The 19,015-nt window shown below is 38.6% G+C and carries 10 protein-coding genes; 6 read left to right on the top strand and 4 right to left on the bottom strand.

Going from position 1 to position 19,015, the window contains the following annotated elements; genetic code table 11:
- The first annotated feature begins 44 nt into the window (after positions 1-44).
- Together CHU_RS16810 and CHU_RS16805 are read left to right on the top strand one after the other, a co-directional pair.
- The gene (locus CHU_RS16810) at positions 45-776 is read left to right on the top strand and encodes a peptidase (RefSeq protein ID WP_011586801.1); all 732 of its coding nucleotides are present in this window, start codon (positions 45-47) and stop codon (positions 774-776) included.
- 100 nt (positions 777-876) lie between these two features.
- Positions 877-1,794: a hypothetical protein gene (locus CHU_RS16805; RefSeq protein WP_011586800.1), complete on the top strand. Its 918-nt coding sequence runs from the start codon at positions 877-879 to the stop codon at positions 1,792-1,794.
- Between the two features lie 269 nt (positions 1,795-2,063).
- On the opposite strand, the gene CHU_RS16800 is transcribed toward CHU_RS16805, so the two are convergent.
- Positions 2,064-3,680 (bottom strand): ABC-F family ATP-binding cassette domain-containing protein, encoded by a 1,617-nt coding sequence (locus tag CHU_RS16800; RefSeq protein ID WP_011586799.1) that lies wholly within the window; start codon positions 3,678-3,680, stop codon positions 2,064-2,066.
- A 118-nt stretch (positions 3,681-3,798) separates the two neighbouring features.
- The gene (locus CHU_RS16795; RefSeq protein ID WP_011586798.1) at positions 3,799-4,707 is read right to left on the bottom strand and encodes a glycosyltransferase family 2 protein; all 909 of its coding nucleotides are present in this window, start codon (positions 4,705-4,707) and stop codon (positions 3,799-3,801) included.
- A gap of 143 nt (positions 4,708-4,850) precedes the next feature.
- Here CHU_RS16795 and CHU_RS16790 point away from each other — a divergent pair, with 143 nt between their 5' ends.
- A complete protein-coding gene (locus CHU_RS16790) occupies positions 4,851-6,197 on the top strand; it encodes a neutral/alkaline non-lysosomal ceramidase N-terminal domain-containing protein (protein WP_011586797.1) in 1,347 nt (448 codons plus the stop codon).
- 111 nt (positions 6,198-6,308) lie between these two features.
- Complete coding sequence (locus CHU_RS16785; RefSeq protein ID WP_143144127.1) at positions 6,309-7,097, top strand: hypothetical protein; 789 nt, start codon at positions 6,309-6,311, stop codon at positions 7,095-7,097.
- Here the strand turns inward: CHU_RS16785 and CHU_RS16780 are convergent.
- On the bottom strand, positions 7,087-8,406 hold the full coding sequence (locus tag CHU_RS16780) for a sensor histidine kinase (protein WP_011586795.1): 1,320 nt from the start codon (positions 8,404-8,406) through the stop codon (positions 7,087-7,089). The genes CHU_RS16785 and CHU_RS16780 overlap by 11 nt on opposite strands.
- Before the next feature lie 59 nt (positions 8,407-8,465).
- On the bottom strand, positions 8,466-11,834 hold the full coding sequence (gene mfd, locus CHU_RS16775; protein WP_011586794.1) for a transcription-repair coupling factor: 3,369 nt from the start codon (positions 11,832-11,834) through the stop codon (positions 8,466-8,468).
- 429 nt (positions 11,835-12,263) lie between these two features.
- On the opposite strand from mfd, the gene CHU_RS16770 reads away from it, so the two are divergent.
- Both CHU_RS16770 and CHU_RS16765 read left to right on the top strand, forming a co-directional pair.
- Positions 12,264-16,913 (top strand): hypothetical protein, encoded by a 4,650-nt coding sequence (locus CHU_RS16770; RefSeq protein WP_011586793.1) that lies wholly within the window; start codon positions 12,264-12,266, stop codon positions 16,911-16,913.
- A gap of 1 nt (position 16,914) precedes the next feature.
- Positions 16,915-18,978 carry a fibronectin type III domain-containing protein gene (locus CHU_RS16765; protein WP_011586792.1) on the top strand — a complete coding sequence of 688 codons (2,064 nt, stop codon included), beginning with the start codon at positions 16,915-16,917 and terminating at the stop codon, positions 18,976-18,978.
- Positions 18,979-19,015: the final 37 nt, after the last annotated feature.

The raw sequence follows: 19,015 nt of genomic DNA, 5'->3' as shown, positions 1-19,015 counted from the left end.
TAGAAAATATGTATATTTCGGGCCCAATTGACTAATTTCTTTATATGACGTATTGTTTAGGTGTAAAATTAAAGGATGGCTTGGTTGCCATTGCTGATACACGAATAACCTCTGGAACAGATACCACAACAGCTAAAAAATTATTTGTACATGAAAGCGCACACGGAAGTCTGTTTCTGATGACAAGCGGCCTGCGATCTGTTCGTGATAAAGCAATAACCTATTTTAAAGAAGTTTTAAAAGACGAACATGTTGTTTACAATCAATTATATGAAGCCGTTAATGCATTTGGCAATCAACTGAGACGTGTAGCAGAAGAAGACCGGAAGGCCTTATATGCGGCAGGTTTCGCATTCAATTTACATACCATTGTAGGCGGACAATTAAAGAATGATGAAGAGCCTAAAATGTTTTTACTGTATCCGGAAGGTAACTGGATCGAACTGACGCAGACATCTCCTTTCATGATCATTGGTAACAGTGGTTATGGCAAGCCTATTTTAAACAGAACCGTAAAGTATGAATCTACACTGGAAGAGGTTTTAAAAGCCGGATTTTTATCGTTTGACTCTACACGCGTTTCCGCAAACGATGTTGATTTTCCGTTAGATGTAGTTGTGTATTACAACAACTCATTTAAAATGATCGAACATAGGTTTGAGAAAAAAGACATGGAAATAATTTCTACAACCTGGGATAATCAATTGAAGCAGGCATTGGATAGTGTTCCTGAAGAGTGGATGAATGTGGTATTTGACCGTAAAAATGTTCTTTAAAATTCTGAAATTTGCCTTTTAAATTAAATTATAATTTATATCTTTATAATTCACGAAAAACAAACTATAACCATAAACTTTTAAATTAACCACTACCATTATGGCACAAGAAGAAAACAAGAAAAGTAATAATTTAATTTTTATCCTTATTATCCTGGCGTTGTTGGGTGTAATCGGATACCTGTTGTTTAACAACAACCAGAAGTCAACTACCATTGAAGAGCAGGAAAAAACAATCATTTTAAAAGATGATTCATTAGCTAATAAAGTTGCTGAATTAGAAGGCTTGCAGTTACAATACCATAGCTTACAGGCACAAGCTGCGCAGTTAGGCCAGTCAAATGATTCATTAGCTGCTAAAATTGCTGAACTGGACAATGCAATTGCAAGTTTGAAAAAAGGTAACGCTGTAAACATGAATAAGCTGAATGCACAGATCGCATCTTACAAGAAAGATCTTGAAGCTAAAGAAGCAGAAATCATGCAGTTAAGAGAAGAGAACAAAAACTTAAATTCTTCTATTGATACCTTAAAGCAGGATAAAGTAGTAATGAATGATTCAATCAATAATCTTCGTTCTGTTCGTTCTGACTTACAGCAGAAATATGAATTAGCTTCTATCTTAAAAGCTGAAAATTTAAAAGCTACTGTAATCAATGCAAAAGGTAAAGAACTTGTTGATGATGAGTACAAAGCTAAAAACATTGATAAAGTTAAAATCACATTTACATTAGCAGATAATAAAGTAGCTCCAAAAAACAAAAAGACTATCTACTTACAGGTGATCGAACCAAGCGGTGCTCCATTATTTGACAGTGCATTGGGCGGCGGTTTCTTCAAAACTTCAGAAGGAAAAGAAATTCCGTTCACTGAAAAACAATCTGTTGATTTCAACAACACAAACCAAGGTGTAACATTTGTTTACTCGAAAGGTTCTGAGTTTAAAGTTGGTTCATACACGATCAAAATCTGGCAGGACGGTAACCTTATCGGTACAACATCTTTAGCTGTTAAATAATTTATAAGCCAAAAGCTTCATGCGGAATGCCTAAGGCTTTCGTACTATAAACAAAGAAGTCCCGCCTCAATAACTATTGAGGCGGGACTTCTTGTTTATACAATTTTTGATATACAGTAGATAAAGAAATACAGGATTTCAATTCTTGAATATTATATCATATTGTTGCTTTTATTCAACAGCTGATAAAATGAAAATCCCAATAGAAGTTCGCTATTGGGATTTTATAACTAATTATTTACTGACAACTGACCACTGTCGCCTGTTTACTAATACACTGCTTCTTTCTGAAGTTTTACTTTATCATCTTCCAGGTATTCTTCATACGTCATTGTTTTATCAATGAAGCCGTTTGGTCCAAGTTCAATGATACGGGTTGCAATGGTGTTGATGAATTGGTAATCATGCGAATAAAACAACATCGTTCCTTTGAATTCCATTAACGCGTTGTTTAGTGCAGTAATCGATTCAAGATCCAGGTGATTGGTTGGGTCGTCCATGATCAGTACGTTGGCAGATTCCATCATCATTTTGGAAAGCATACAACGTACTTTTTCGCCTCCGGAAAGTACCGTACATTTTTTCAGTGACTCTTCACCGGTAAATAACATACGGCCTAAGAAACCACGGATATAGCTTTCGTCTTTATCTTTAGAATATTGTCTTAACCAATCTACCAGGTTTAAATTTCCATCTGAAAAGAACTCGGAGTTGTCTCTGGGGAAATAGGATTGAGAAGTAGTGATACCCCATTTGAATGCGCCTGCATCGGGTTTTTCAACGCCCATCAGCACATCAAACAATGCAGAGATAGATAATGGCTCTTTGCTTAAGATGGATACCTTATCAGCTTTATTGATTGTAAAGGTTAAATCCTTAAATAAATAATTGCCATCGGCACCTTTTTTACTCAAACCTTCAACGGTAAGTAACTGATCGCCTGCTTCACGGTCAGAGCGGAACTGTATGCCTGGGTATTTTCTGCTGGATGCCTGAATCTCATCAATGACAAGTTTCTCCAGTAATTTTTTACGGGATGTAGCTTGTTTGGATTTAGACGCATTGGCCGAGAAACGTTCAACGAAGTCCTGTAACTCTTTTCGTTTATCTTCAACCTTTCTATTCTGATCCGCTTTTTGTTTTGCGGCTAATTGAGAAGATTCATACCAGAATGTATAGTTACCGGTATATAATTTAATTTTTGCGTAATCAATATCAGCAACGTGCGTACACACCGTATCCAGAAAGTGACGATCGTGGGAGATTACAATTACCGTGTTTTTAAAATCTGCCAGGAAGTTCTCCAGCCACAATACGGAGTCAACATCCAGATCGTTGGTAGGTTCATCCAGTAATAATACATCCGGGTTACCAAAGATTGCCTGTGCCAGTAATACACGTACTTTCACCTTTCCATCCACATCCTGCATTAAGGTATAATGATTCTCTTCCTTCACACCCAAACCACTTAGCAATTCAGCAGCTTCTGCCTCTGCGTTCCAGCCGTTCAGATCAGCAAATTCAGATTCCAGTTCTGAAGCTTTAATACCATCTTCTTCAGAGAAATCAGGATTTGCATAAATTGCTTCACGCTCCTTCATGATCTGATATAAACGCTTATGGCCCATCATAACCGTTTCCAGAATGGGAAACTCATCAAACTCATAATGGTTTTGTTTTAATATCGCCATACGTTCGCCCGGCGACATCTCAACTTTACCTGTAGTAGGGTCGATTTCTCCGGAAAGAATTTTCAGGAACGTAGATTTTCCGGCACCATTTGCACCGATTAAGCCATAGCAATTGCCGGAAGCAAAACGAATGGTAACTTCTTCGAAAAGGGTTCTCTTGCCGTATTTAAGAGAGATATTAGAACAACTAAGCATGTGGATTCATTTATTGAAGCACAAAGGTACAAAAAACCCTACAATCAACTATGCCAATTCCTAAAAAATGAAGCAGGCACAACGCACCGGATTACCAGAAAACCGCTATGGGAGCTAATTATTGATTATGTGCAAATGCGGTGATGATAATGCCATAAAGTTTGTAGCGGACCTGTCTGGGTAACAGAAAGCGGAATATATTGGCGGAATCTAAAATATGCAGCCAAAACGGAAAACGTAGAATCCGGTATACGCCCTTCTGCAGCAATGAATTTTTATGCGTCAGAATTTTATCGCTTGCATATAATTCCGGATTGAAACGGGCAGCCAGCCGGCGGTTTTTAAAATACTCTTTTGAACGCAGGGCATATTTATAAAAGGAAAAAAAATCAACGTGGATAGCGATTGCTGTATCCAGATAAAATACCGGAATGTTTTTTGATCTTGCACGCAGTGCCAGATCATAATCCTCAATATCTTTTAACGTTGAATCAAATCCTTCAAGTGTATTAAAAATGCTTTTGGTAATGGAAACATTCTGAGCAGAAAGAACGGTAAGATTTTCAGGAAAATTTTTCTGCTTATACGGATCTAACACCGTTGCCCAGCTTTCATTGAGATAGTCTTTGTATTTTTTTATTTCAGTATCCGCCGCATTGCTGGGCTCGATCACCTGGCCCATTACGATGCGTTTTACAGATAAATCGTTTGCCGAAATATGCTTTTCAATGCACGCCGGATCAAGCATCAGGTCATCATCAAAAAAAATCAGCAACTCTGATTGTGCCTCCCCGGCACCGGTATTGCGTGCTCCGGCTCTTCCTTTATTTTCCTGTTCAATGAGCCGCAACTGTAATTTCCAGTCTGTCGATCTTAAGGCATCAGCGGAGCCATCTGTTGAACCGTCAATAACAACAAGCACTTCAACGTTAGTAACGGTTTGCTTTTCTATTGATTTAAGTAATCCGATCACTTTATCTTTTCCATTAAACGAAGGAATAATTACAGATGCCTGGATTGCTTTCATGAAGGAGCTAACTATTTGATTTGCAAATACACAAAATTTTTAAGGCCAAGCAAATTAATTTCTTAAAAATGCGGTAACAGCAGCCATTTGAGTTTGTCTGTACATTGCTGTACCTTGTAGTATATTCAATAAACAAATAACCGTTGAAAAAAATACTTAAGTGGGTTTTGGGAATCGTCAGTACGCTTTTAGTGTTGGTGTTGGTCCTTTTCACTACTGTTGACCGCACGCCGTATAAGCAAATGCCTTACTATACATCTATGATGAAGGCATTGGATACATTTCATGTGGATGTGCAGCATAAAAAAGGTGATACCTTAAGAGCTGCGTGGTATAAAGTTGCCTTAACACCACATACTTTTCCGCATCCGCTTGCCGGCTATGGTTTACGCAAAAAAGCGGTGTCGGTAAATGATACAACTTTTGTGCGGACATTTATTTTCGATAATGCGAAAACCAGGGTAGCGTATGTGTCTTTAGATCTGCTGATCTTTCCGCCTGCATTAAAAGACCGGGTGAGAGCCGAGCTTGAAACAACATATAACCTGCAGGTTTTTTTAACAGCTACACATACACACAGTGCTCCCGGGGGCTGGGAGCCTAAAATTGCCGGTCGTGTACTGGCAGGAGAATATTCGGATGAATATGTTGCATTGCTTTTTAATGCAATTAATGAATGCATTTCAAAAGCCATTCCTCGTTTGCAAAAAGTTGAACAGGCATACATTCGTGTAAGTGCGCCGGAAGCCGTTCAAAACAGGCTTAAAGGTGCAGATGCTCCTAAAGATTCATTTATCCGCGGCATTAAATTCAGGAATAAATCAGGAGAAGAGGCTTGTCTTTTTACGTTTGCCGCGCATGCCAATTGTTTAAATTCGGATGTAGATTATGTCTCTGCAGATTATCCCGGCATTGTATCCGCAGAACTGGAAAAAAGAAAGTGGGCCTCTTTTGTAAGTTATGCCGCTGGTGCTGTAGGCAGTCATGCGCCAACGTTTGAAACAATCTTAGACGGCAAACTGCGTGCGGATACGGTATCATCTATTTTAGTTGAAAAGCTTCAGGAAACAAAGGCAGCGTATGCGTATACGAATCAGCTATACTACCACCGCTTGCCACTTTTTTTAAGAGACGCACATCTGCGTGTTGAAAAAGATATCCGCATCCGCCCATGGGTATTTAATACAATACTCGGGAAAGACATTCCGGATATTCAGATAATAGAAATCGGTGAAACGGTATTGTTAGGTATGCCTTGCGATTACTCCGGAGAACTTATGCCGCCGCTTGAGAAAATATGTGCAGATAACCAGAGTAATTTTATGCTGAGCGGATTTAACGGCGGCTACATCGGGTATATTACAGATGACGCGTGTTACGACTGGGATCGCGGGGAAACAATGGATATGAACTGGTTTGGTCCGTATAACGCAGCCTACCTGACAGAAGTGAATACAGTTATTTTGAAGAAAGTACTCACGGGTGAGTGAAAGGATTAACTATTTGTTAGAGAACTGAATCCTCCAGGCTAATATTCAATTAAGAATTTATAACTAGCGTATCTTTTTTCTGTTATCGCATTATGAAGAGAAAAATGATTTATGAAAGGATATATAACAGTTGTCGCTATGGCCTGTATTTTTTTGGCCTGCGCCCAAACACAAGATAAAAACCACACAGCAGCGATAGATCAAGTGGTTACTGAAGAGCCAAATCCACAGTATTCATCTATTTTAAAACAACATATCCCCGACTCTGCCGCCATTGATTTTATTCCGGCATATGATAAATTAAAAAGTAAAATAACAGCAAAACGAAATGTGTTTTTTCAAGCATATGAACGTGTGCAAACAGAACATGAAAAGCAAATCGTGCTGGATTCTGCAAACAAATTTTTACAGGAAGCGCTGGTAAACAATGTGTTTCCTTTTTGGTACGGCACCGCCTGGGATTTTAATGGCACAACAGATAACCCGCAACGCGGATATATTGCCTGCGGCTATTTTGTATCGACTACATTAAAACATTGCGGGGTTAATCTCAACCGGTATAAAGTTGCACAACAATACTCCCATTCAATTGTCAAAACAGTGTGCAGTGAAGTAGCGGTATATACCAATACAACAGATCTTTTGAATGCGCTGAAGGCAAAGCCGAATCAGCTGTACGTGATAGGCCTGGATAATCATGTAGGCTTTATTGCCAAAACAGATGCCGGTATAACATTTATTCACGCTTCTTATTTTGGTGACGCGGTGGTGGAATCTGAAAGTGCAGCGGAATCGCAGATATTGGCTATGTCAAAAAAGTATGTAATCGGAAATTTAAGCGGCAACAAGGATCTAATAAAACAGTGGTTAAAAAATAGTGCTGTAAGTATTATTCCATAATGGAATTGATATTATTGTCTTCTCTGACTAAAGGCACATTTTCAAGATTTGGTATGGTAATGGTAAAGATAGAACCGACGCCTTTTTCAGACCATACGGTGATAGACCCGTGAATTTTAGTTAGTGCTTCTTTGGTAATATATAAACCCAGTCCGCTCCCTTTGGTTTTTTCATCTGTCTTAAAAAACATTTCAAAGATTTTATCAATATATTCTTTATTGATCCCTACTCCATTGTCTTTAACAGCAATTTCAAGGGTAGGGAAGTTGTTGCGGACTTTAATATGAATGGTTTTTTCTACTGTTGAAGGCTTGGCATACCTGAAGGCATTCGAAATAATATTATTTAAAATCATGCGCAGGCGGTTTTTATCTGTATAAAAATCACCCTCATATTCACATTCAATCGTTACATGTACCTGGTCATTGTATATGGAATTCATTTCAATGGAATTCAATATTTCTTCTTTTATAGAAACATTGCAGACTTCAATTTCCAGGCGATTATTTTTCAGGTAATTTAAAATATCATAAATAAAATTATCGAGTCTTCGTAAGCAGGCTTCTTTTAATATTTCGTAGTATTTTAATTTTTCAGGATCGGTTTCCAGTTTACTTATTTCAATCAAACCAAGTGCAGATGCAATCGGCGCCCTCAAATCATGACTGATGCTATAGACCAAATGATCCATTTCATTGTTTGTTTTTAAAAGCTTGGCATTCTTGTATTCAATATTTGCTTTGGAAAGCAGAATTAATTTCTGAGAAGATGAGTGATCGCGGATGATGAACCAGGCAAAAAATCCACATTGTGAAAGCGCACAAAGGAAATTAATCTGTCCGTTTATATTTGTAAAACCCGTTGCCAGCTCTTTGGCTGCATGGGCACTTGCCTGATTAATAAACAGCAGATAGGCGCACAGCATGATAGGTATAAGCATGTGCATTAAAATCAAACCAATGTTTTTATTATCAATGATGAATGGAATACCAATTAACAACGGCATGTAAAAACAGAATACCATGGAGGATAATCCCGTAAGCATACATTGAAAAAACACGAGTATGGATACAGTAAGTACAATGATGTTTGCAGCAAGATTTGTATGTCCTTTTTTATTCAAAAAATAACAAAAACCAAAGAGTGCAAGAATTACAGAAACAACAATTAAGGTATCGGTGATCCAATAATATATTTCAGGAATGGTTGCAACAAATACAACGATTGAAGCACCTTTGATCAGGTAGTCCAGCAGTCGTTTGCGTTTATTGTATCCTTCTATTTTTGGATCTTTGAAAGTTGCTTCCAAGGTTTTATTGTAAAGGTGTAATTCTCTAATTTCAATAAACTTTTTAACTTCTGCAATGATTACTTTGCTACGGATAAAGGTTTTTGAATTTCATTGAATATTGAAAGAGCCATTTCAACAGATTTAATATCTGATATAGTTAAAAGAAGTTTTTTGTTTACTTCTTTCATTTTACACTTTTTTGAATGAGTCTGAACAAATGTTAATATAGAACCAAATACATCAGAGGTATAATAACTGGTACGTTCTGAAGGCACGAATTGACAGCGCATGACGTCATTCTTAATGGTTAACTTCTCAAAACCAAGTTCTTGTGCTAACCACCGCAGCTTAATGGTTTCTGTAAGATCAATCACTTCTTTTGGTAATGGTCCGAAGCGGTCTGTTAACCCTTGTATAAAAGATGTTAACTCCGTTTCATTTTTAATGTTATCAATTGTTGAATAGAGCGAAAGACGTTCTGAAATATTAGTTACATATGTATCCGGAATCAGAATAGATAAATCTGTTTCAATAACACAATCCTGCACAAGATTTTTTAAACGCTGCTGGTCCAGTTCGTCTCTGAATAAATCAGCGAACTCTGTTTCCTTTAATTCCTGAATAGCTTCATCCAGAATTTTATGATACATATCAAAACCAAGATCTGTAATAAAACCGCTTTGCTCCGCACCCAACATGTTACCGGCACCGCGGATATCCAGATCACGCATGGCTACTTTAAAGCCATCCCCAAGATCAGAAAATTCTTCCAGTACGCTTAATCGTTTTCTGGAATCACCTGTTAATGCAGATACTGAAGGAGTAAGCAGATAACAGAATGCTTTTTTATTGCTTCTGCCTACACGTCCGCGCATCTGATGCAGATCGGAAAGACCAAACATATGCGCACTATTGATAATAATTGTATTGGCATTTGGTATGTCGAGGCCAGATTCAATAATGTTTGTTGAAACCAATACATCGTATTCGCCTTCAACAAATTTCAGCATTACTTCTTCAAGCTTGTCTCCTTCCATCTGTCCGTGTGCAAACGTAACACGCGCATCGGGCACCAGCTTTTTAATCAGGAATGCCATGCCATCAATATCTTTCACCCGGTTGTGAACAAAAAATACCTGTCCACCGCGTTTCAATTCAAATGAAATGGCATCGCGTATGAATGCTTCATCAAAAACATGTATTTCAGTAGTAACGGGTTGTCTGTTTGGGGGCGGCGTAGCTATGATGGATAAATCGCGCGCACCCATTAAAGAGAAATGCAGCGTACGCGGTATTGGTGTAGCGGTAAGTGTTAAGGTATCAATATTGATTTTAAATTCACGCAGTTTTTCCTTAACCTTCACACCAAACTTTTGTTCCTCATCTATAATCAGTAAACCTACATTCTGAAATTCAACATCTTTGCTGATAACACGTTGTGTACCGATGAGAATATTTGTTTTGCCTTCTTTAACACGCTTCAGTGTTTCTTTGATCTGGCCGGCCGTTTTAAAACGGTTAATGTATTCAACTACACAGGGGAACCGGGATAAACGATCTCTGAACGTTTTGTAATGCTGCATGGCCAGAATTGTGGTTGGCACCAATACAGCAACCTGCTTGCCATCGCACACGGCTTTAAAGGCAGCGCGCACGGCTATTTCTGTTTTACCAAAACCTACATCCCCGCAAACAAGCCTGTCCATGGGGTGCGGCGACTCCATGTCTTTTTTAACATCTGCTGTTGCTTTGCTCTGATCAGGTGTATCTTCATACATAAAAGAAGATTCAAGCTCTACCTGTAAAAAGGAATCAGGCGTGTATGCAAAACCAGGAGCGGCTTTTCGTTTTGCATACAATTGAATGAGTTCTTTGGCAATGTCTTTAACCTGACGTTTAACTTTGCTCTTTTTATTTTCCCAATCACCTGAGCCAAGTTTAGACATGACAGGCGGCTGGCCGTCTTTACCACTATAGCGGGAAATTTTATGTAAGGCATGAATGGATATAACCATCAGATCATCATCCCGGAACACCAGGCGGATAGCCTCCTGCGTGTGTCCGTTATTTTCAATGCGTTCCAGACCGGCAAAACGTGCAATTCCAAAATCTGCGTGGGCAACAAAATCACCCGGCTGCAGCGTGCGTAATTCCTTCAGTGTAATAGACTTTGATTTGGAAAAACGTTCTTTGGTTTTATATCGGTGGAAGCGGTCAAAGATCTGGTGATCGGTATAACACAGAATATTACGCTGTAAGTCAATAAATCCTTCGCGTAACGGAATGATCATTTCCTCAAAACGGATATAGGGATCAAGCTCTTCAAGAATGGAATGCAGCCGCTGAATCTGTTGATGAGACTCAGAAGCAATGATAATTTTATACCCTTGATTGATACGCAGTCTGAAATCTTCGAGCAGTAAATTAAATTCTTTGTTGAAAGACGGCTGAGGTTTTGCTTCAAACTCAATGCGTGTTGCATTGGGTATATACGAGTGCGGACCAAATTCTATAATGGAATAAGCTTCAATGCTTTTTTCAAAAGAATATTTATCTTCAAACAGCGCATCAGGAGAAGTAAGCAGTGCACTGTTGCCGGTGGAGGAAAGAATAGTATCAAACTGACTTTCAACTTTAGAGAAGCACTCTTCGATAATTTCTGTAGTAAGTGCGTAATCTTTGATCCAAAGCGTAGTATCTGCGGGGAGAAATGTAAACAGCGACTCACGTTCTTCTTTCAGCAAACGTGTCTGTACATTTGGTGTGATAGATAAAACAGGAATGTTATCTACGGAAAGCTGAGATTCAGGATTAAATGTCCGGATGCTTTCAATCTCTGTTCCAAAGAGTTCAATCCGGAACGGCAATTCATTTGCATAAGAAAAGATGTCAATGATACCACCACGAATTGCATATTGCCCGGCCTCATACACAAAATCCGTACGCTCAAAACCATAGCTTTGCAGAAACTCTTCCATGAATTCCCGGTTGAGTTTTTCTCCAATACGGGCAATAAAGGTGTTTTCTACTAAGGAGCGTTTATTGATTACCTTTTCAGAAAGCGCCAGCGGATATGTAACCAGATAAGAAGGCTTATCCTGGTTGTTAATAATGTAGTTTAACGTTTCAGCACGCTGCAGAATATTTGCATTTTCAACCTGCTCGTAGTGATATGGTTTCTTATAGGAAGCCGGAAAAACAAAAACAGGCAGTCCAAGCAATTGCTGTAAATCATTTTGAAAAAAATATGCTTCGTCTTTATCCGCTAATATAAAAACATGCGATTTTTTATCAGATTTTGAAAGAGCGGCTGCAATGAGCGCATCCATACTGCCTGACAAACCTTTTAAAAAGAGCGCGTTATTTTCCCTTTCCTGAAGCTTTTGTTTCAATAGCTGAATATGAGAATCTTTCTCATATATGTTCAATAATTCAGTAACCTTCAAAATTCAAAACGGTTCGTAATCATACAAAAATACAATAAAATTAGGCGGAATGATAGGTTTTTGAGATTATGAATGGTTTATGTTATAGATAAAATGCAAGAAGCCCGAGAAAAAGAACCAACAGTTAAATTGTACTAAACAATGACAGTTATAGGCTAAACCTTACCAGAAAGTTGACTCGTCACACAAAAAATTTACTAAAATTTTGGAAGAACTTTTATTCTAAAAAAATATAAAAATAATTAATTAGAAGACATTTTTTAAATTAATTATAAAATTTCCTTGATAATTATGAATATTTCAAGATAAAAATTTGTACTATCTGTATAGTTATATATATAATTAATGGTACATTTGTGCATAAGATTATAAAAATAGTTTTATCCGGGACTTACCCATCCCATTCTTTATTCTATTAAAAAGTACATAATGGATTTTATTGGCTCGTTAAAGCGAATCTGTTGTTTTTTTACCCCAAAGAACAAGTTCGTAGTTGTTATAAAAATTTCGATATTTTTAATAGCAGGCTTATTTTCAAAAACCTCACTTGCACAGTTAAATACCTTGTCAACCGTTCAGAATACCTTAAGTTCGGTAGAAACTGTAGTACAAGGTGCGCAGGCAAAAGTGGAAGAAATTAAAAACGTTATAAATACGGTAAAAGAAAACAACCTATATAAATCGCTTATTGACGGGAAGGAATTTAAATTTCCGATAGGTGTCCTTCCAAACGACGGTGACCGGAATTATGCGCTTGTAATTAATAAGGTTTTTATGACACCGGATGGCATGTATGCAGAGGTGTTTATGAAAGTAACACTTTCTTCAAAAACCACGCTCTATTTTTTAGCTGATAAAGTTCCCTATAGCCGTTCAGGGGGGTTTGCAGGCGACTTGCGTTTGTATTTGCTGGTAACAGATTCTCTTCAGATCGGACGGGGATATAATATTGAATTTAAGGGCTTGACCAATTTGCTTGGCGCGGGCAGTACAGGTGTTGGTTTTAAACCAGGCACTACAGAAGAATGTTGTTTTATAACCTTTAACTGTAAAGGTTTCAAAGATGTAACACTGGCAGGTTCGGTAAATTTTGATAAGAAAACAATCGTAGATAATTCTAAAACTAAAAATCCGGTTTCGTTAAAATTTTATCTTCAGGGAGCTGCCAAGCTTTCTAATTTTGTTGTTGATTTTAAAGACATACCTTCCTTTGAGTTTACAAGTTTGCCGGGGTTTAAATGTTACATGCCCAGTTTCACGCTTGATCACAGTGAACTGAAAAATGCACCTGCTTTTAAATTACCACAATGGTATAAGGATTCAATTGCATTAATCCGTACAAAAAACTTAACTGCAGATACATCAGGAGCCGGAAATTATAATCTCGATGGGTTACAATGGAAAGGTATTTATATTGATTCCTTAGTGATTGACATACCAAAAGCATTTAAAGAAAAAAGTCCGGATGAAATAATTGTGATCACGGCTTCTAACATTATAATTGATGGCAATGGGGTAACCGGCTTATCAAAGGCGGAAGGTAAAAACAATACCCCCTTTTATGATGGTACAATAAAAGGCTGGGAGTATTCTATTGATAAGCTCAGCTTCAATATGATTGCGAGCTGTCTTTCTTCGGCAAGTATTTCCGGAGGTATTACGTTGCCTGTTTCTAAAAAGGGAAGAGAAAACCAGGTTGGTTTTAGTTTGCTTGTCTCAAAGAATATTGCAGATAACGATATGAAGTATGCCGGTTCAGTGCTTCTGAGCAGAACAGGTACAGGTGGTTTAATTAATGTACAGGCGTTTGGTCTTGCAAAAATGCAAATTAACGATGCGTTGATTTCATTTAATTACGCGGCAGGTCAGTTTACACCTTCTGTAAATATAGATGGTTCACTTACATTAATGCCGAAGAAAAAGGCGGCGACTCCGGCAGATACTGCTGCGGCAGCAAAAGAAAAACCAGCTGCGGGTTTTGGAGTTGTGTTTCAGCGGTTGATTATATCTACGCAAGCGCCCTATATTGATATTGACAGAGCACATGGCGGATATTGTAAAATGTCTACCGGCGGCCAAACAATGTCAAACTTTCCCGTATCAATTGACACCATCAATTTAATTAAAGAAGCCGGCGGTCAACGCATGGGCATACAAATTTCTTTACAGGTACAATTACAAAAAACCGGCGACTCGCAAAGCGGGGGCTCCGGGTTTGGAGGGGCTGCCACATTTACCATCTGGACAAAGCGTGACGCTGTTACAAAGAAATGGGAATACGATGATTTCAGCTTAGACAAAATTGTTATTGATGTAAATAACGATGCCTTTAAGCTGCATGGTGAGTTAACAACATTCAGAAATGATTCTTTATACGGAACAGGTTTCTGCGGCAAGATAGCATTATCCTTAATGAAGGATAAATTAAAGATTGAGGTTGCGGCAATTTTTGGGCGCACGATGCAATACACACCAGACATTAATGTTCCGATAAATGAGGCCACATTGATTAACGAAGATGACGCATCATACCGTTACTGGTTTGTAGATGCCGGTGTTACGTTCCCGGTTATACCGGTAGCACCAATGGTTGGTATAAATGGTTTCAACGGAGGTCTGTATCACCATATGGAAATGCAGCAGGTAGGTGTGCCGCTGCCCAAGCCCACGCAGGTTAAGTGTAACACAACTTCCGGTTTAACATACATACCAAAGCATTCCATTCACCTGGGTTTATTGGCTGGTATAGGATTGCAGTCTGTACCAACAGATGCTGTATTTAATGGAAAGATCACCTTTGGTATAGAATTCAATAAAAGCGGTGGTGTGAATATGCTCGCGTTTTTTGGTGATGTAACCATATTTACACCGCCGGTAAATGTACCGGGTGCAGATAAATTAAAAACGGCGATGTCGGTAGTAAAGGTTGATGAAATAAGCGCGAACAAAGAACAAACAAAAGCGGAGGTGCCGAAAGAGGAAACTCCAACTAAGGGTTCGGTGCGTGTAAAATGGTTTACACAATACGTATTCCCGACAGAAACATTTACGGGTGATTTTGATGTATTTATAAATGTAGTAAATGTAGTAAAAGGCGGCGGTGCCATGGATAAAGCCGGCCACATTGCAGTTATGTTCTCGCCGACTGAAAAATATGTGTACATGGGTATTCCGGCAGATCCTATAGCCATTAATGTATTAAACTTATTTGAATGCCAGGCGTATTTCTGCGCGGGTAATAAATTACCAAGTCCGCCTATAATGCCGTTGCCTGCGCAATTTGGTACGCCGCCGATAGATTATAACGCCATGGAAACAGGGGCCGGTTTATCTTTTGGTGCACGCGTAAGTCTGGAAGGTGGTTTTAAAGGTTCAGCAAGTATTTTTGGTTGTGATGTTGATCCGTACGCAAAACTTTGGCTGGCTGCCGGTTTTGATATCCTGATTACACAAACAGCCGAACCTGTATATTGTAAGGAAGGTAAGGAACGTGGTATTAATAACTGGTATGCTACCGGTCAGGCCTTTATTACAGGAGGCATGGAAGTAGGTTGTTCATATAAGTGCGGCCCGCTCAGTGATAATATTACATTAGTATCAGCCTCAATCTCAGCGTACGTTTTTGCACAGCTGCCCAGACCAAGTTATGTAACGGGAACGGTTAGCGCTGAATTTAAAATATTATCCTTTGGTGGTTCTATCAGTGCGAAAGCTACGTTTGGTGAAGAATGTGTGAAAGAAGAAATGGATAAAAACATTGTATTCATTGAAGCAATCACACCAGTAACGGGTTCTATAAATGTACAGGTTACACAGAATATTGTTGTTGACTTTACAAAACCAATCGAAAAGTTCACGTTTGAACTGGCGGATGAAACGGATAAAGATAAAAAGGTTCAGTACAGAGGTATGGTAGAACAACAGGATATTGTTGTTCATGCCGGAGCTGCAGTGATACCATGTGATTTAAAATGGAATTCCGCTAAAACACAGCTTACCTTGGTTCCTAAAATATCGTATCCTGAAAACACCTATGTGGAAGCAATTGTTTCCGTAAGGCTGCAGTTTAACAAAGGCGGCGGCTGGCAGAATACAGATAAGATTGAAAAGGATACAACTATTTTCAAAACGAAAATGGAACCTGTTTCAATACCTGTTGCAAACGTACAATATGCATACCCAATGCCGGGTATGGAAAATTATTACAGGAATGAAAGCAACCAGGGTTATATACGTTTGCTTACGCTGCCTGTAAAACCAATGAAGCTGCAGCCTAATTTTGCCTATCACGTGGTGTTTTATACAGGAGGTGAAGAGGTGGCACGTGTTACCAATGTTACGGTAAACAATCAGTCTTCTGTAGATCAGTTTACCTACCCGATTCCAAATGCTTCTCTGCAGAATGGTAAAGGATATACACTTAAGCTTATGAAAGCAGAGCTTGTTGATCAGACAAGAGATATTAAAGATACGGATGACAAAACCATCAGCTTAGGTACATATGCAAAGGCTGCGGAAGATTCCGTTATCCTGGAATATGCCTTTACGGCAAGCAGGTTCGGAAGCTTTGCAGATAAAATGGCCTACTACAATATTTCTGAAGTTACTGTTTCCGGCAACAATGTTGTTCATGTATTAACACCAAACAACAAAGATCTTACAGCAAATACGGCAGAAGAGTTTTCAACGATGGAAACATTTGGTGTGGTTGTAGGCGGTGTAAAAATATCGAACAAATTTGTACGCGCCGTTGGTGCAGATTTTTCAACAGGCTTTACAATTCCTGCGGGAGTTCATATGCCGGATAGTGTAGGATATAGTTATTACAACAGCAAAATGTATGTGCAGTACAATGTATTCAGTGAACTGCAGAAACAAAATCACAGTGGTAAAGTGACCGCTATATCCTGTGCCGTGCAGAATGATATAAATGCGTGCAATGCTACTGGCAGCAGTGCAGCAACCTTCCCGAAAGGAAAATATTATTACAAAATGGGCTACTACCTGCCTGGTAAAGAAATAAAAACATCTGAAGTTATGGTAGGCTTTGATTTACCGGCGTCTGTTATTTTGCAGTAAAATGAAAAAAAATATATTCTTATTCTTAAGCTTATTTATAACGCAGTTAACCTTTGCTCAAAAAGCAGATACCCTTGGTTTGGTTACGCAGGTTAGCTCAACAGGCGTACTGTTAAAATGGCTCCCATCAAACTATAATCTGTGGATGGAGGGAACGCGTGTGGGTTATAACATACAGCGTTCAGAAGTTCAGTTAAAAGACGGCAAATGGAAAGTAATTACAACAACACTGTTAACATCTGAAGCAATTAAACCGTGGTCCAACGAGCGTATAACCAATGAAGCAAAGACGAATCCGGAATTAAATAATGCGAAAATACTGATTGCAGGCAGGCTTCTTCAGGAAAACGCACAGCCGGGAACCTCTACTTCGAATGCCGCAGAAATACAGGGCCAGAAGGAATATGTATATGTAATGTCTTTATTGGCAAACCTGTTAAAAAATAAATCATCAGAAGCGATGGGTTTATTCTACGAAGATAAAACAGCCTTACCCGGTAAAACCTATTTGTATGAAGTAACGGTTAATACTGCAAAAAAAATAAAAGGGTCCGAGGTTGTTACAATGAATCAACCCGTGGCATTGCCTAACGTAATGGGCTTCGATTTTTATGTTGTAAATAAGTCTGTTGAATTGTACTGGCTGCAGCCAAAGTATTCCGGTTACTTTGCGTATGATGTATACCGTTCATTATCTAAAAACGGCACCTATGAAAAAGTAAATAACAATCCTTATCTGGGAGAACTGGGACTTACAGTAGATGAAAAAAGAATGGTGTTCATCGATTCATTTCCCGAAATGAATAAAACATATTATTACAAAGTAAAAGGGATTAATGCCTTTGAACAGACAAGTGCATTCAGTGAAATACTAACGGTTAAAGCTGTAACCTTTATACAATATGCGCCGAATATCAGTAAAGCTTCTTCAAAAGATAACATACGTATTGATCTGGAATGGGAAGTAAACCCGGTAGATAAAGAAAATGTTGCATCATTTTCTGTCTGGACAGCAAAAACGCAAAACGATGTAATGAAGAAACTGAATGACAAACCGATTTCGCCAAAAACATATACCTATACGGATGCCCGTCTCAATAAGCCTACCTTCAATTATTACAGAGTCTGCGCTTATGGGTATACGGGAGATTCAACCTGCTCGCTTTTAAAGGATGGTTTTTTAGTGGATTCAGTTCCGCCGTCAAAACCCATTGTAGTGTCAGGTATCTGCGATACAAACGGTGTGGTAACCCTGATCTGGAAAAAAAATAAAGAAGCGGATATGTATGGGTATCGTATTTTCAGAACCTTCTACAAACACAAGGAGCCAACGCGTATCACAGATTCTACTTATAAAGACACGGTCTATATTGATAAGGTTGATGTTAACTCCGGCTGGAAAAAAATATATTATGCTGTAGTTGCAATCGATGAAGTGTTTAATGCGTCCCGCCAATCACAGTATGTTGAAGTACTGCTGCCGGATAAAGTACCGCCTACCAATGCCGTGTTTAAAGATTTTAAAACGGGTTATTCCGGCATTACATTAACATGGTCGCCGAGTTCGTCGGATGATGTAAAGTATCAATATCTCTATAAGAAATCCGAATTTGAATTTCAATGGCAGCAATTTGTACGGTTGGGCGGCGACAGTTTAAAAATTACATCCATTCGTGATACCCTCACACAAACAGATGTGTGGTATGAATACAAATTAGTCGCAGAAGATTCATCGGGTTTACGCTCCCCTGAAGAACAGGTGATCCGTATACAACAGCCTGAAAAAGATCCGTTCCCGCAGGTTACAAACATTAAAGCAGTTGCAAGCCGCCCCAATAAAATGATCAAGCTCACGTGGGACTTTAACAAACAGGCAACAGGTTTTAAAATTATGCGTTCGCAAAATGGGCAACAGGTAGAGACCTATGAATTTGTAAAAGGCACCAAACGCGAATTTTATGATACCTGGCTAACAACCAATACCGAATATACGTATGCCATTATCGCTGAACTGCCCGATGGCAGAGAATCTGTAATGAGTGTAGTGATTAAAATAAAATATTAAAAACATAAAAACGACCGTGCACGGAAGCCCATCAAAA

The sequence above is a fragment of the Cytophaga hutchinsonii ATCC 33406 genome (assembly GCF_000014145.1).
Taxonomy (GTDB): domain Bacteria; phylum Bacteroidota; class Bacteroidia; order Cytophagales; family Cytophagaceae; genus Cytophaga; species Cytophaga hutchinsonii.
This window is presented reverse-complemented; position numbering and strand designations above follow the sequence as displayed.